This window comes from Halomonas saccharevitans, from assembly GCF_900116405.1.
Taxonomy (GTDB): domain Bacteria; phylum Pseudomonadota; class Gammaproteobacteria; order Pseudomonadales; family Halomonadaceae; genus Halomonas; species Halomonas saccharevitans.
In genome coordinates, this window is record NZ_FPAQ01000009.1 from 65592 (window position 1) to 78263 (window position 12672).

A 12672-nucleotide genomic window follows, 5' to 3' on the forward strand; every position below is an offset into this window, starting at 1 on the left:
TTTACCCCGTGATCGCTTCGACAGGCAGACCGCGCTTGGCGGCTACGTCTTCCGGCGACTGCAGGGAGGCCAGACCGTTAACGGTCGCCCGCACCACGTTCACCGGGTTGGTGGAGCCGTAGCACTTGGCCAGGACGTTATGCACGCCAGCCAGCTCGAGCACGGAGCGCATGGCACCGCCGGCGATGATCCCGGTACCGTCGGAGGCCGGCTGCATGTACACCTTGGAGGCGCCGTGACGGGCCTTGACCGGGTACTGCAGGGTGCCACCGGTGAGGTTCACCTTGACCATGTTGCGGCGCGCCTGGTCCATGGCCTTCTGGATCGCGACCGGCACTTCACGTGCCTTGCCGCGGCCGAAGCCCACACGACCGTTACCGTCACCCACGACGGTCAGGGCGGTGAAACCGAAGATTCGGCCACCCTTGACCACCTTGGCGACACGGTTGATCTGCACGAGCTTTTCCTGCAGATCGCCGTTTTGCTGTTCGTTCTTCGCCATCGTAAAACCCTTTAGAATTCCAGGCCGCCTTCACGAGCGGCGTCAGCCAAGGCCTTCACACGACCGTGGTACTTGAAGCCGGCACGATCGAAAGCCACCTGGGTGATGCCAGCCTGCTTGGCACGTTCGGCAATCAGCGCGCCCACTTTGGAGGCGGCGTCGGCGTTGCCGGTCGCACCCTCGCGCAGGGCCTTGTCCAGCGTGGAAGCGCTGGCGAGGACCTTGCCACCATCCGGCGAGATGATCTGCGCGTAGATGTGGCGGGGGGTACGATTGACGCACAGGCGATACACGCCCAGCTCGCGGATCTTGGCGCGAGCACGGCGGGCACGACGGAGACGAGATTCTTTCTTCGCGTTCATAACCCTGCCTTACTTCTTCTTGGCTTCTTTGCGACGCACCTGCTCGTCGGCGTACCGGACACCCTTGCCCTTGTAGGGCTCGGGCGGACGGAAGGCGCGGATTTCCGCAGCACACTGGCCGAGGGCCTGCTTGTCCGCGCTCTTCAGCACGATGACGGTGTTCTTCGGCGTTTCCGCCGTGACACCTTCAGGCAGGGTGTAGTCGACCGGGTGCGAGAAGCCCAGTGTAAGATTGAGCGTCTGGCCCTTGGCCTGGGCACGATAACCGACGCCGATGATTTCGAGGGTCTTGGTAAAGCCCTCGCTGACACCGGTGACCAGGTTCTGAACCAGGGCACGGGTGGTACCGACCATTGCCCAGCTCTTCGCGCTTTCGCTCGGCTGGAAGGTCAGCTGTCCCTCTTCCTGACCGATCACCACATCGTGGTGAACGGTCATGGACAGGGTGCCCTGGCTGCCCTTGACGGACAGCTGGTCACCGTCGAGCTTGATCTCGACGCCTGCGGGCAGTTTGACCGGATATTTGGCTACGCGGGACATTCCAAACTCCTAGAATACGGTGCAGATGACTTCGCCACCGACACCCGCCTGACGAGCCGCGCGATCCGTCATCACCCCATTGGAGGTAGTGACGATGGCGACGCCCAGACCTTCGGCGACCTTCGGCAGCGCGTCCTTGCCCTTGTACTGGCGCAGGGACGGCTTGGAAACCCGCTGCAGGTGCTCGATGACCGGCTTACCCTCGAAGTACTTGAGGGTCACGGTCAGTTCGGGCTTGGCGGACTCGCTGACGGCGAAATCGCCGATGTAGCCCTCTTCCTTCAGCACGCGGGCCACCTCGACCTTCAGCTTGGAGGACGGCATGGAAACCGTCTCCTTGGTGGCCATCTGCGCATTGCGGATACGGGTGAACATATCCGCCAGAGTGTCTTGCATGCTCATTTACGTTGCGCTCCTGATGATTCTACGTGGCGTTACCAGCTGGACTTCTTGAGTCCGGGCACATCGCCACGCATGGCGGCTTCACGCAGCTTGTTGCGGCCGAGGCCGAACTTGTTGTAGTAGCCGTGCGGACGGCCGGTGATACGGCAGCGGTTGCGCTGGCGCACCGGGCTGGAGTCACGCGGCAACTGCTGCAGCTTGAGCTGCGCGTCGAAGCGCTCTTCGTCAGAAGCGTTCACGTCCTGGATAAGCGCCTTGAGCTCAGCGCGCTTGGCGGCATATTTCGCCACCAGCTTGGTGCGCTTCGCCTCACGCTCTACCATGCTTTTCTTTGCCATGATCCCACCCTTATTTCTTGAACGGGAAGTTCAGCGCGCCGAGCAGCGCACGACCTTCTTCATCGGTGTTGGCGGTGGTGGTGATGGTGACATCCAGACCACGGATCCGATCGATCTTATCATACTCGATCTCCGGGAAGATGATCTGCTCACGCACCCCCATGGAGTAGTTGCCACGACCGTCGAAGGACTTCGGGTTGAGACCACGGAAGTCACGCACGCGGGGGATCGCGATGTTCACCAGGCGATCGAGGAAGTCCCACATGCGCTCGGAGCGCAGGGTCACCTTGATCCCGATCGGCCAGCCTTCGCGCACCTTGAAGCCCGCGATGGACTTGCGTGCCTTGGTCACCAGCGGCTTCTGACCGGAGAGCTTCTCCAGGTCGCCGATGGCGTTGTCGATCAGCTTCTTGTCGCTGGTCGCCTCGCCGATCCCCATGTTCAGGGTCACCTTGGTGACCCGGGGTACCTGCATCACGTTGGCGTAGCTGAACTGCTCTTGGAGTTTAGCCACCACCTCGTTCTGATAACGTTCTTTCAAGTTCGCCATTTTGCTATCCGACTCGCGTTAGCCGTCGATCTGCGACTGCGTCGACTTGTAGATACGTACCTTGGTACCGTCTTCCTGAACCTGGAAGCCGACGCGATCCGCCTTGCCGGTCTCCTGGTTGAAGATGGCCACGTTGGACGCGTGAATCGATGCCTCGCGCTCGACGATACCGCCCTGGTTGCCCGCCATCGGGTTGGGCTTGGTGTGACGCTTGATCATGTTCACACCGGACACCACGAAACGGTTTTCGAGAACCCGCTTCACGGTGCCACGCTTGCCCTTGTCCTTGCCGGCGATGACGATGACTTCATCGTCACGTTTGATCTTTTGCATATCCGCCTCGCTCCTTACAGCACTTCAGGCGCCAAGGAAATGATCTTCATGAACTTCTCGTTGCGAAGCTCACGCGTCACCGGCCCGAAGATACGGGTACCGATCGGCTGATCGTTGGTGTTGTTCAACAACACAGCCGCATTTCCATCGAAGCGGATCAGCGAACCGTCGTTACGACGGACGCCACTACGGGTGCGAACCACCACCGCTTTGAGGACCTGGCCCTTCTTGACCTTGCCACGCGGAATGGCTTCCTTCACCGTGACCTTGATGACGTCGCCGACGTGCGCGTAGCGGCGGTGAGAACCGCCCAGCACCTTGATGCACTGCACCCGGCGCGCTCCGCTGTTGTCGGCGACATCCAGCATTGTCTGAGTCTGAATCATCGGTTTTCTCCAAACCTAATCTGACTGCACTGGATTAACCGGCGTGAGCCGATCAACCCTTGGCCTGTTCGACGACTTCGATCAGGGTCCAGGACTTGTTCTTCGACAGCGGACGGCACTCCTGAATGGAAACCGTGTCGCCGGCCTTGGCCTGGTTCGACTCGTCGTGGGCGTGCAGCTTGGTGGAGCGCTTGACATATTTGCCGTAGATCGGGTGGCGCTCACGACGCTCGATCATGACAACGATGGACTTGTCCATCTTGTCGCTCACCACCTTGCCGGTGAGCGTACGGGCTTTCTTCTCTTCGACCATCTCAGTCACCTGCCTTCTCGTTGAGCACAGTCTTCACGCGGGCGATATCCCGACGAACCTGCTTGAGCAGATGAGTCTGGCTCAGCTGACCGGTGGCCTTCTGCATGCGCAGGTTGAACTGCTCGCGGAGGAGTTCGAAAAGCTGCTCCTGGAGCTGCTCTGCTGACTTTTCACGAATTTCCTGGGCTTTCATCACATCACCGTCCGTTTCACAAAGGTGGTGGAGACCGGGAACTTCTGGGCGGCCAGGTCGAATGCCTCGCGAGCCAGCTCCTCGGAAACGCCTTCGATCTCGTACAGGACCCGACCCGGCTGGATCTGAGCGACCCAGTACTCGACGGAGCCCTTACCCTTACCCATGCGGACTTCCAGCGGCTTCTTGGAAATCGGCTTGTCGGGGAAGACACGGATCCAGATCTTACCGCCACGCTTGACGTGACGCGTAATGGCACGACGGCCGGCTTCGATCTGACGGGCGGTGACACGGCCCCGGCCAGTGGCCTTGAGGCCATACTCGCCGAAGCTCACCTTGCTTCCGCGATGCGCCAGGCCACGGTTGCGGCCCTTCTGCATCTTGCGGAACTTCATACGCTTAGGTTGTAACATCGACTCGCTCTCCCCTTACCTGGAACCTTTCTTCTTGGAGGGTGCGGCCTGCGGCTGCTTCGCCTTGGCACGAACCTCCTCGATGCCCCCGAGGATTTCACCCTTGAAGACCCAAACCTTGACACCGATGATGCCGTAGGTGGTCTTGGCTTCGTAGGTGGCGTAGTCGATGTCCGCGCGCAGCGTGTGCAGCGGGACGCGACCTTCGCGGTACCACTCGGTGCGGGCGATTTCCGCGCCGCCGAGGCGACCGGAGAGCTGCACCTTGATGCCGCCGGCGCCCAGACGCATGGCGTTCTGTACGGCACGCTTCATGGCACGACGGAACATCACGCGGCGCTCGAGCTGGCCGGCGATGTTCTGCGCGACGAGCTGGGCGTCGAGTTCCGGCTTGCGGACTTCCTCGATGTTGACGTGCACGGGCACGCCCATCATCTGAGTGACGTCACGACGCAGACGGTCGACGTCCTCGCCCTTCTTACCGATCACGATGCCCGGACGGGCGGTGTGAATGGTGATGCGGGCGTTGTTGGCCGGACGCTCGATGGTGATCTTGCTCACGGAGGCGTTCTTCAGACGCTCCTCCAGGAAGCGACGCACTTCGAGATCGCTGTTCAGCTTGTCGGCATAAGCGCCGCGCTCGGCATACCACACCGAGGTATGGTCTTTGACGATACCCAGGCGAATGCCTGTTGGATTGACTTTCTGACCCATCTGGTCGACTCCTACTTCTCGGCTACCTTGACGGTGATGTGGCAAGTGCGCTTCAGAATGCGATCCGCACGGCCCTTGGCGCGCGGACGGATGCGCTTGAGCGTCATGCCCTCATCGACGCAGATGGTCGAGACACGCAGCTCGTCGATATCCATGCCGTTGTTTTCTTCCGCATTCGCGATGGCGGACTGCAGCACCTTCTTGACCAGCTTGGCTGCCTTCTTCGGGGAGAAGGTCAGCAGGTCGAGCGCCTCGGCGACCGGCTTATCGCGCACCTGGTCAGCCACCAAACGGGCCTTCTGGGCGGATAAACGAGCGCCACGCAGCTTTGCTGTGACTTCCATCTCTCAATCCTCTCTGGCTTACCGTTTGGCTTTCTTGTCCGCCGCATGGCCGCGATAAAGGCGGGTAGCAGCGAATTCGCCCAGCTTGTGGCCAACCATTTCCTCGGAGACGTGCACCGGGACGTGTTGGCGACCGTTATGGACAGCAATGGTGAGCCCGACCATGTTGGGCAGGATCATGGAGCGACGCGACCAGGTCTTGATCGGTTTGCGGTCGCTCTTCTCCACTGCAGTCTCAACCTTCTTCAACAGATGAAGGTCAATAAAAGGACCTTTCTTCAGTGAACGTGGCACAGCCGTTACCTCTTAATGTCTTGGCGTTGGATCTTATTTCCGGGCCTTGCGGCGACGGACGATCAGCTTGTCGGTGCGCTTGTTCTTGCGGGTCTTGTGGCCCTTGGTGGGGATACCCCACGGAGACACCGGGTGACGACCACCGCTGCTGCGGCCTTCGCCGCCGCCGTGCGGGTGATCCACCGGGTTCATGGCCACGCCGCGAACGGTCGGACGCACGCCTCTCCAGCGCTTCGCACCGGCCTTGCCAAGTTGACGCAGGCTGTGCTCAGAGTTGCTCACTTCGCCCAGGGTCGCGCGGCACTCGGCCAGCACCTTGCGCATCTCGCCGGAGCGCAGACGCAGGGTGGCGTAGTTGCCTTCGCGAGCCACCAGCTGGGCGCTGGTACCGGCGCTGCGAGCGATCTGTGCGCCCTTGCCGGGCTTCAGCTCGATGCAGTGCACGGTGGAACCCAGCGGGACGTTGCGCAGCGGCAGCGCGTTGCCCTTCTTGATGGGCGCGTTGACGCCGGACTCGAGACGGTCGCCGGCACTCACGCCACGCGGGGCGATGATGTAGCGACGCTCGCCGTCCATGTACTTCAGCAGCGCGATGTGGGCGCTACGGTTCGGGTCGTGCTCCAGGCGCTCGACGATGGCCGGAATGCCATCCTTGGCGCGCTTGAAATCGACGATCCGATAGTGATGACGATGACCACCGCCCACGTGGCGGGTGGTGATGCGACCGTAGTTGTTACGGCCACCGGACTTGGACTGCTTCTCGAGCAGCGGCGCGTACGCGCGGCCCTTGTGCAGTTCCTCACCAACGATCTTGACGACGTGGCGACGACCGGCGGATGTGGGTTTAGTCTTGACGATTGCCATGATCCGTACTCCTGCCCTTATTCGGCGCCAGAGAAGTCTTCAAGCGTCTCGCCGGCGGCTAGTGTCACGTACGCCTTGCGATAACCCTTGCGCTGACCCAGACCCTGCGCAGTGCGCTTGGTCTTGCCCTTCATGTTCAGCACCTGAACACGGTCGACCTTCTTGCCGAACAGCTCCTGCACGGCAGCCTTGATCTCGGGCTTGGTCGCGTCGCTTGCCACCTTGAACACGTACTGGTTGCGCTCGGCGGCCATGGCGGCCTTCTCGGTCACGTGCGGACCGAGCAGAACCTTGAATACACGTTCCTGGTTCATGCCAGCTTCTCCTCGAATTTACGCAGAGCGGAGACGGTGACCAGCACCTTGTCGAAGGCGACCAGGCTCACCGGATCAGCGGCGGCGACGTCCACCACATCCACGTTCGGGATGTTGCGGGCGGCGAGGTACAGATTCTCGTCGACCTCTTCGGTGACGATCAGCACCTTCTCCAGACCCAGCTCCTCGAGCTTGGCGACCAGCTGCTTGGTCTTGGGCGCCTCGACGGCGAAGGCATCGACGGCCACCAGACGTTCCTGACGGACCAGCTCGGAGAGAATCGAACGCATGGCCGCACGGTACATCTTGCGGTTGACCTTCTGGGAATGGTCCTGGGGACGCGCCGCAAAGGTCACACCACCGGCACGCCAGATCGGCGAGCGGATGGTACCGGCACGGGCACGACCGGTGCCCTTCTGGCGCCACGGCTTCTTGCCGCCGCCACGCACGTCGGAACGATTCTTCTGGGCGCGAGTACCCTGGCGACCACCGGCCAGATAGGCAGTGACAACCTGGTGCACCAGAGCCTCATTGAATTCTTTGCCAAAGGTGGCATCGGCTACTTCGACAGCACCGGCGCCTGCACCTGCAAGATTCAGATTCATCGGTAAGTTCCCCTTCAGCCTGCTTTGACGGCGCTGCGCACGATGACATCACTGCCGGTGGCGCCAGGCACGGCACCCTTGATCAGCAGAAGATTGCGTTCGGCGTCGACACGGACCACTTCCAGGCTCTGGACGGTGCAGCGGGCATTGCCCATCTGTCCGGCCATCTTCTTGCCCTTGAACACGCGGCCCGGCGTCTGACACATGCCGATGGAACCCGGTGCGCGGTGGGCCAGGGAGTTACCGTGGCTGTTGTCCTGGGTGCGGAAGTTCCAGCGCTTGACGGCGCCCTGGAAGCCCTTGCCCTTGGAGGTGCCGGTCACGTCGATCATCTGACCAGCTTCGAAGAGGGATACGGTGAGTTCGCCGCCCACTTCCGGAGCTTCGTCACCTGCTGCCAGGCGGAACTCCATCAGCGAACGACCGGCCTCGACACCTGCCTTGGCGAACTGCCCGGCTTGGGCTTTCGACAGATGCTTGGCCTTGCGGGAGCCGGTTGTCACCTGGACCGCGGCGTAGCCATCGGACTCGACGGACTTCACGCGAGTCACACGGTTAGGTTCAACCTCGATCACGGTTACGGGCACGGATGCACCGTCTTCGGTGAAGACGCGGGTCATACCGGCCTTCCTACCGACTAAACCGATAGTCATTCTCAGTCTCCTATAGTGTACGGGGCTATCACCCGCTATGGCTGCCCTTTCCAGAGCATTCCACTAGCACGTTGTGTGGCGCCATCCCGGCGCGGCGGCTGCTGAACACCTTCCTGATGAGAGGGCGAACGCTGGGCCGCGAGTGTCTAGTGAGGTATCAGTCGAGCTTGATCTGCACGTCAACGCCGGCGGCGAGGTCGAGCTTCATCAGGGCATCAACGGTCTTTTCAGTGGGCTCGACGATATCGAGCACCCGCTTGTGAGTACGAATCTCGTACTGATCGCGCGCGTCCTTGTTGACGTGCGGAGACACCAGCACGGTATAACGCTCGCGATTGGTCGGCAGAGGAATCGGACCACGGACCTGGGCGCCGGTACGCTTGGCGGTATCTACGATCTCCGCGGCGGACTGGTCGATCAGGCGATGGTCGAAGGCCTTCAACCTAATGCGAATCTTCTGGTTCTGCATTTGCCCTAACTCCAATGGATTCTGACGGCGCGAGCCGTCAACCCACGCATTCAAAGGATGCGCATTATATGCACGCCGACAGTGAGAGTCAAACACTCACTTCCGGTGCGCAGAAAGGGGGCTCCTGGCGGAGCCCCCTTCGATCGATCAAGCGGCGAAGCGCTTACTCGACGATCTTGGCCACGACGCCGGCGCCGACGGTACGACCGCCTTCGCGGATGGCGAAGCGCAGGCCGTCGTCCATGGCGATCGGAGCGATCAGGCTGACGACCATCTTGACGTTGTCGCCCGGCATGACCATCTCGACGCCTTCCGGCAGCTCACAGGTACCGGTGATGTCGGTGGTACGGAAGTAGAACTGCGGACGGTAGCCCTTGAAGAACGGGGTGTGACGACCACCTTCGTCCTTGGACAGCACGTACACCTCAGCCTCGAACTTGGTGTGCGGGGTGATGGTGCCCGGCTTGGCCAGGACTTGGCCACGCTCGACGTCGTCACGCTTGGTGCCGCGCAGCAGCGCGCCGACGTTCTCACCGGCACGACCTTCGTCGAGCAGCTTGCGGAACATCTCGACGCCGGTCACGACGGTCTTGACGGTGTCCTTGATACCGACGATCTCGACTTCTTCGCCAGCCTTGACCACGCCGCGCTCAACGCGGCCGGTGACCACGGTGCCGCGGCCAGAGATGGAGAAGACGTCCTCGATCGGCATCAGGAACGGCTGGTCGATGGCACGCTCCGGCTCCGGAATGTACTCGTCCAGGGCCTTGATCAGGTTGGCGACGGCGGTGGTACCCATGCCGTTGTCGTCCTTGCCTTCCAGGGCCATCAGGGCGGAACCGGTGATGATCGGGGTGTCGTCGCCCGGGAAGTCGTACTCGTCGAGGAGTTCACGAACTTCCATCTCGACCAGCTCCAGGAGCTCCTCGTCATCGACCATGTCAGCCTTGTTCAGGAACACGACGATGAACGGAACGCCAACCTGGCGAGACAGCAGGATGTGCTCGCGAGTCTGCGGCATCGGGCCGTCGGCAGCGGAACAGACCAGGATAGCGCCGTCCATCTGGGCGGCACCGGTGATCATGTTCTTCACGTAGTCGGCGTGACCCGGGCAGTCGACGTGCGCGTAGTGACGCGTCTCGGACTGATACTCCACGTGAGAGGTGGCGATGGTGATACCACGCTCACGCTCTTCCGGGGCGTTGTCGATGGCGTCGAACTCGCTCCAGTCACCGCCGAACACCTCGGCAGAAACGCGAGTCAGGGCCGCAGTCAGGGTGGTCTTGCCGTGGTCGACGTGACCGATGGTACCGACGTTGATATGCGGTTTGGAACGTTCAAATTTTGCCTTAGCCACTGCTATAACCTCTTTACGTTAGCTAACGGTTAACCGTTCTGGTTGATGACGGCTTCAACGACGCTGGACGGCGCCTCTTCGTAATCCGCAAACTCCATGACGTAGCTTGCGCGGCCCTGGGTCTGAGAGCGAAGATCGGTCGCATAACCGAACATCTCAGCCAGAGGTACCGTGGCTCGGATGATCTTGCCCATGGCAGTGTCATCCATGCCCTGGACGAGGCCACGACGGCGATTCAGATCGCCCATGACGTCACCCATGAAGTCCTCGGGGGTCACGACCTCGACCTTCATCACCGGCTCGAGGAGCACGGCCTTGGCCTTCCTGGCACCTTCCTTGACGGCCATGGAAGAGGCAACCTTGAACGCGGTCTCGTTCGAGTCCACGTCATGGTAGGAACCGTCGAACAGCGTGACCTTGACGTCAATCATCGGGTAGCCCGCGATGACACCGTTCTTCAGCTGCTCGTAGGCCCCTTTCTCGACGGCCGGAACGTATTCCTTCGGAACCACGCCGCCAACGATCTCAGAGACGAACTTGAAGTGCATCTCTTCGTCTTCGCCCTTGTCCTCGGCGGTGAGCGGTTCGATACGCAGGTACACGTGACCGAACTGGCCGCGACCACCGGACTGGCGGACGAACTTGCCTTCCTGCTCGACCTTGCCGCGAATGGTCTCGCGGTAGGCCACCTGCGGCTTGCCGATGTTAGCATCGACCTTGAACTCGCGACGCATGCGGTCGACGAGGATATCCAGGTGGAGCTCACCCATGCCGGAGATGATGGTCTGGCCTGTCTCCTCATCGGTGCGCACCTGGAAGGAGGGGTCCTCCTGAGCCAGTTTGCCCAGGGCGATACCCATCTTTTCCTGGTCGGGCTTGGACTTCGGCTCGACGGCCACCGAGATGACCGGATCCGGGAACTCCATGCGCTCGAGCACGATCTTGTCGGTCAGATCACACAGGGTGTCGCCGGTGGTAACGTCCTTCAGGCCGATGCAGGCGGCGATGTCGCCGGCCAGCACTTCCTTGATCTCCTCGCGAGAGTTGGCGTGCATCTGGACGATACGACCGACGCGCTCCTTCTTCTGCTTGACGGAGTTGTAGACGCTGTCGCCAGACTTCAGCACGCCCGAGTAGACGCGGATGAAGGTCAGGGTGCCGACGAAGGGGTCGGTGGCGATCTTGAAGGCCAGGGCGGAGAACGGCGCCTTGTCGTCAGCCTCGCGGGTGGCGATGGTGCCGTCCTTGTCGTCCAGCTCGCCCTCGATGGCCTTGACCTCGGTGGGCGACGGCATGTACTCGATGACGCCATCCAGCACGGCCTGCACGCCCTTGTTCTTGAACGCGGAGCCGCAGGTAACCAGGACGATCTCGTTGTCGAGGGTACGACGACGCAGACCGGCCTTGATCTCCTCGACGGACAGGTCGCCCTCTTCGAGGTACTTGTCCATCAGCTCTTCGGAGGCCTCGGCGGCCGACTCGACCATCTCCTCGCGGAACTTCTCGGCGGTCTCCTGGAGCTCAGCCGGGATATCGACGAGATCGTAGTTCATCCCGAAGTTGTTCTCATCCCACAGGATGGCCTTCATCTGAATGAGGTCGATGACGCCCTTGAACTCGTCTTCGGTGCCCCAGTTGATCTGGATCGGCACGGTGTTGGCACCGAGACGTTCCTTCAGCTGGTCGACCACCATGAAGAAGTCGGCGCCGGTACGGTCCATCTTGTTGACGAACACCATGCGCGGGACTTCGTACTTGTTGGCCTGACGCCAGACGGTCTCGGTCTGCGGCTGAACGCCCGAGGAGCCACACAGCACCACCACAGCGCCGTCGAGCACACGCAGGGAACGCTCGACCTCGATGGTGAAGTCGACGTGTCCCGGCGTATCGATGATGTTGATGCGGTGCTCATCGAACTGCTTGTTCATGCCCTGCCAGAAGCAGGTGGTCGCCGCGGAGGTGATAGTGATACCACGCTCCTGCTCCTGCTCCATCCAGTCCATGGTGGCTGCGCCCTCATGGACCTCGCCGACCTTGTGAGACAGGCCGGTGTAGAACAGGACGCGTTCGGTGGTAGTGGTCTTGCCAGCGTCTACGTGCGCAACGATGCCGATGTTGCGGTAGCGATTTAGCGGAGTCTTGCGAGCCACGTTGGAACTCCCCGTTGGTTGGCGGTGCGTCGGTGACGACGCACTTAGAAGCGGTAGTGAGAGAAGGCCTTGTTGGCTTCTGCCATACGATGCACGTCTTCACGCTTCTTGACGGCCGAGCCCTTGCCTTCGGCGGCATCGAGCATCTCACCAGCGAGGCGCTGCACCATGGTCTTCTCGCCACGGCGACGGGCCGCGTCGACCAGCCAGCGCATGGCCAGAGCCTGACGGCGCGAGGGGCGAACTTCCACGGGCACCTGATAGGTCGCGCCGCCGACGCGGCGGGACTTGACCTCGACCATCGGCTGGATGGTTTCCAGCGCCTTGTCGAAGATCTCCAGCGGCTCTTCCTTGCTACGCTCGGCAACCCTGTCCAGCGCACCGTAGACGATGCGCTCAGCTACGGACTTCTTGCCGCTGATCATCAGGTGGTTCATGAACTTCGCCAGGCGCTCACTTCCGAACTTGGGATCCGGCAGGATCTCGCGCTTAGCCGCAACTCTTCTTCTAGGCATGATAAGCCCTCATCAAAGGATCCTTCAGGTAAACCCGAGACGCGCGATCTCTCGCCATGCG

Annotated in this window: 22 protein-coding genes; all 22 read right to left on the minus strand. The window is 61.5% G+C overall.

The features are described from left to right. Position 1: 1 nt before the first annotated feature. Positions 2 to 502, minus strand: a complete 501-nt coding sequence (gene rpsE / locus BM388_RS06090) for a 30S ribosomal protein S5 (RefSeq protein ID WP_089848236.1) — start codon at positions 500 to 502, stop codon at positions 2 to 4. An 11-nt stretch (positions 503 to 513) separates the two neighbouring features. Then, entirely contained in the window at positions 514 to 864 is a 351-nt protein-coding gene (rplR, locus tag BM388_RS06095; protein WP_089848238.1) for a 50S ribosomal protein L18, read from the minus strand. A gap of 9 nt (positions 865 to 873) precedes the next feature. Beyond that, positions 874 to 1404, minus strand: coding sequence for a 50S ribosomal protein L6 (gene rplF, locus BM388_RS06100; protein ID WP_089848239.1), 531 nt, complete (start codon positions 1402 to 1404; stop codon positions 874 to 876). A 9-nt stretch (positions 1405 to 1413) separates the two neighbouring features. Continuing rightward, the gene (gene rpsH / locus BM388_RS06105) at positions 1414 to 1806 is read right to left on the minus strand and encodes a 30S ribosomal protein S8 (protein ID WP_089848240.1); all 393 of its coding nucleotides are present in this window, start codon (positions 1804 to 1806) and stop codon (positions 1414 to 1416) included. 32 nt (positions 1807 to 1838) lie between these two features. Next, positions 1839 to 2144 carry a 30S ribosomal protein S14 gene (rpsN, locus tag BM388_RS06110; protein WP_089848241.1) on the minus strand — a complete coding sequence of 102 codons (306 nt, stop codon included), beginning with the start codon at positions 2142 to 2144 and terminating at the stop codon, positions 1839 to 1841. A gap of 10 nt (positions 2145 to 2154) precedes the next feature. Continuing rightward, positions 2155 to 2694, minus strand: coding sequence for a 50S ribosomal protein L5 (gene rplE, locus BM388_RS06115; protein ID WP_089848242.1), 540 nt, complete (start codon positions 2692 to 2694; stop codon positions 2155 to 2157). Positions 2695 to 2712: 18 nt separating this feature from the next. Next, entirely contained in the window at positions 2713 to 3027 is a 315-nt protein-coding gene (rplX, locus tag BM388_RS06120) for a 50S ribosomal protein L24 (RefSeq protein WP_089848243.1), read from the minus strand. A 14-nt stretch (positions 3028 to 3041) separates the two neighbouring features. Further along, positions 3042 to 3413 carry a 50S ribosomal protein L14 gene (gene rplN / locus BM388_RS06125; protein WP_089848244.1) on the minus strand — a complete coding sequence of 124 codons (372 nt, stop codon included), beginning with the start codon at positions 3411 to 3413 and terminating at the stop codon, positions 3042 to 3044. A 52-nt stretch (positions 3414 to 3465) separates the two neighbouring features. Next, on the minus strand, positions 3466 to 3726 hold the full coding sequence (rpsQ, locus tag BM388_RS06130; protein ID WP_071943809.1) for a 30S ribosomal protein S17: 261 nt from the start codon (positions 3724 to 3726) through the stop codon (positions 3466 to 3468). 1 nt (position 3727) lies between these two features. Next, complete coding sequence (gene rpmC, locus BM388_RS06135; RefSeq protein WP_040183129.1) at positions 3728 to 3919, minus strand: 50S ribosomal protein L29; 192 nt, start codon at positions 3917 to 3919, stop codon at positions 3728 to 3730. Continuing rightward, entirely contained in the window at positions 3919 to 4332 is a 414-nt protein-coding gene (gene rplP / locus BM388_RS06140; RefSeq protein ID WP_089848245.1) for a 50S ribosomal protein L16, read from the minus strand. Before rplP ends, rpmC begins: the two co-directional genes overlap by 1 nt. Positions 4333 to 4347: 15 nt before the next feature. Further along, the gene (gene rpsC, locus BM388_RS06145; protein WP_089848246.1) at positions 4348 to 5046 is read right to left on the minus strand and encodes a 30S ribosomal protein S3; all 699 of its coding nucleotides are present in this window, start codon (positions 5044 to 5046) and stop codon (positions 4348 to 4350) included. Positions 5047 to 5057: 11 nt separating this feature from the next. Next, positions 5058 to 5390: a 50S ribosomal protein L22 gene (rplV, locus tag BM388_RS06150; RefSeq protein WP_089848247.1), complete on the minus strand. Its 333-nt coding sequence runs from the start codon at positions 5388 to 5390 to the stop codon at positions 5058 to 5060. A gap of 18 nt (positions 5391 to 5408) precedes the next feature. Then, complete coding sequence (gene rpsS / locus BM388_RS06155) at positions 5409 to 5684, minus strand: 30S ribosomal protein S19 (RefSeq protein ID WP_040183133.1); 276 nt, start codon at positions 5682 to 5684, stop codon at positions 5409 to 5411. A 33-nt stretch (positions 5685 to 5717) separates the two neighbouring features. Next, the gene (rplB, locus tag BM388_RS06160; RefSeq protein ID WP_089848250.1) at positions 5718 to 6548 is read right to left on the minus strand and encodes a 50S ribosomal protein L2; all 831 of its coding nucleotides are present in this window, start codon (positions 6546 to 6548) and stop codon (positions 5718 to 5720) included. A gap of 17 nt (positions 6549 to 6565) precedes the next feature. Continuing rightward, a complete protein-coding gene (gene rplW, locus BM388_RS06165; RefSeq protein WP_040183135.1) occupies positions 6566 to 6862 on the minus strand; it encodes a 50S ribosomal protein L23 in 297 nt (98 codons plus the stop codon). Further along, on the minus strand, positions 6859 to 7467 hold the full coding sequence (gene rplD / locus BM388_RS06170) for a 50S ribosomal protein L4 (protein ID WP_089848252.1): 609 nt from the start codon (positions 7465 to 7467) through the stop codon (positions 6859 to 6861). The genes rplW and rplD overlap by 4 nt, the downstream gene beginning before the upstream one ends. Before the next feature lie 14 nt (positions 7468 to 7481). Then, complete coding sequence (rplC, locus tag BM388_RS06175) at positions 7482 to 8120, minus strand: 50S ribosomal protein L3 (RefSeq protein WP_089848254.1); 639 nt, start codon at positions 8118 to 8120, stop codon at positions 7482 to 7484. A 157-nt stretch (positions 8121 to 8277) separates the two neighbouring features. Then, positions 8278 to 8589: a 30S ribosomal protein S10 gene (rpsJ, locus tag BM388_RS06180; RefSeq protein ID WP_089848256.1), complete on the minus strand. Its 312-nt coding sequence runs from the start codon at positions 8587 to 8589 to the stop codon at positions 8278 to 8280. 163 nt (positions 8590 to 8752) lie between these two features. After that, positions 8753 to 9946 (minus strand): elongation factor Tu, encoded by a 1194-nt coding sequence (tuf, locus tag BM388_RS06185; RefSeq protein ID WP_089848258.1) that lies wholly within the window; start codon positions 9944 to 9946, stop codon positions 8753 to 8755. A 29-nt stretch (positions 9947 to 9975) separates the two neighbouring features. Continuing rightward, on the minus strand, positions 9976 to 12096 hold the full coding sequence (fusA, locus tag BM388_RS06190) for an elongation factor G (RefSeq protein WP_089848260.1): 2121 nt from the start codon (positions 12094 to 12096) through the stop codon (positions 9976 to 9978). 44 nt (positions 12097 to 12140) lie between these two features. Continuing rightward, positions 12141 to 12611 carry a 30S ribosomal protein S7 gene (gene rpsG / locus BM388_RS06195; RefSeq protein ID WP_089848262.1) on the minus strand — a complete coding sequence of 157 codons (471 nt, stop codon included), beginning with the start codon at positions 12609 to 12611 and terminating at the stop codon, positions 12141 to 12143. Positions 12612 to 12672: the final 61 nt, after the last annotated feature.

Excerpts from the sequence above, each read along its gene's own strand:
- rplE (WP_089848242.1), bottom strand. The coding sequence starts at position 2,694 with ATGGCGAACTTGAAAGAACGTTATCAGAACGAGGTGGTGGCTAAACTC.
- rplD (WP_089848252.1), bottom strand. The coding sequence starts at position 7,467 with ATGAATCTGAATCTTGCAGGTGCAGGCGCCGGTGCTGTCGAAGTAGCC.
- rpsC (WP_089848246.1), bottom strand. The coding sequence starts at position 5,046 with ATGGGTCAGAAAGTCAATCCAACAGGCATTCGCCTGGGTATCGTCAAA.
- rplF (WP_089848239.1), bottom strand. The coding sequence starts at position 1,404 with ATGTCCCGCGTAGCCAAATATCCGGTCAAACTGCCCGCAGGCGTCGAG.
- rpsH (WP_089848240.1), bottom strand. The coding sequence starts at position 1,806 with ATGAGCATGCAAGACACTCTGGCGGATATGTTCACCCGTATCCGCAAT.
- rplW (WP_040183135.1), bottom strand. The coding sequence starts at position 6,862 with ATGAACCAGGAACGTGTATTCAAGGTTCTGCTCGGTCCGCACGTGACC.
- rplV (WP_089848247.1), bottom strand. The coding sequence starts at position 5,390 with ATGGAAGTCACAGCAAAGCTGCGTGGCGCTCGTTTATCCGCCCAGAAG.
- rplP (WP_089848245.1), bottom strand. The coding sequence starts at position 4,332 with ATGTTACAACCTAAGCGTATGAAGTTCCGCAAGATGCAGAAGGGCCGC.
- rplX (WP_089848243.1), bottom strand. The coding sequence starts at position 3,027 with ATGCAAAAGATCAAACGTGACGATGAAGTCATCGTCATCGCCGGCAAG.
- rpsN (WP_089848241.1), bottom strand. The coding sequence starts at position 2,144 with ATGGCAAAGAAAAGCATGGTAGAGCGTGAGGCGAAGCGCACCAAGCTG.
- rpmC (WP_040183129.1), bottom strand. The coding sequence starts at position 3,919 with ATGAAAGCCCAGGAAATTCGTGAAAAGTCAGCAGAGCAGCTCCAGGAG.
- rplN (WP_089848244.1), bottom strand. The coding sequence starts at position 3,413 with ATGATTCAGACTCAGACAATGCTGGATGTCGCCGACAACAGCGGAGCG.
- rpsJ (WP_089848256.1), bottom strand. The coding sequence starts at position 8,589 with ATGCAGAACCAGAAGATTCGCATTAGGTTGAAGGCCTTCGACCATCGC.
- rplB (WP_089848250.1), bottom strand. The coding sequence starts at position 6,548 with ATGGCAATCGTCAAGACTAAACCCACATCCGCCGGTCGTCGCCACGTC.
- rpsG (WP_089848262.1), bottom strand. The coding sequence starts at position 12,611 with ATGCCTAGAAGAAGAGTTGCGGCTAAGCGCGAGATCCTGCCGGATCCC.
- rplC (WP_089848254.1), bottom strand. The coding sequence starts at position 8,120 with ATGACTATCGGTTTAGTCGGTAGGAAGGCCGGTATGACCCGCGTCTTC.
- rplR (WP_089848238.1), bottom strand. The coding sequence starts at position 864 with ATGAACGCGAAGAAAGAATCTCGTCTCCGTCGTGCCCGCCGTGCTCGC.
- rpsQ (WP_071943809.1), bottom strand. The coding sequence starts at position 3,726 with ATGGTCGAAGAGAAGAAAGCCCGTACGCTCACCGGCAAGGTGGTGAGC.
- rpsE (WP_089848236.1), bottom strand. The coding sequence starts at position 502 with ATGGCGAAGAACGAACAGCAAAACGGCGATCTGCAGGAAAAGCTCGTG.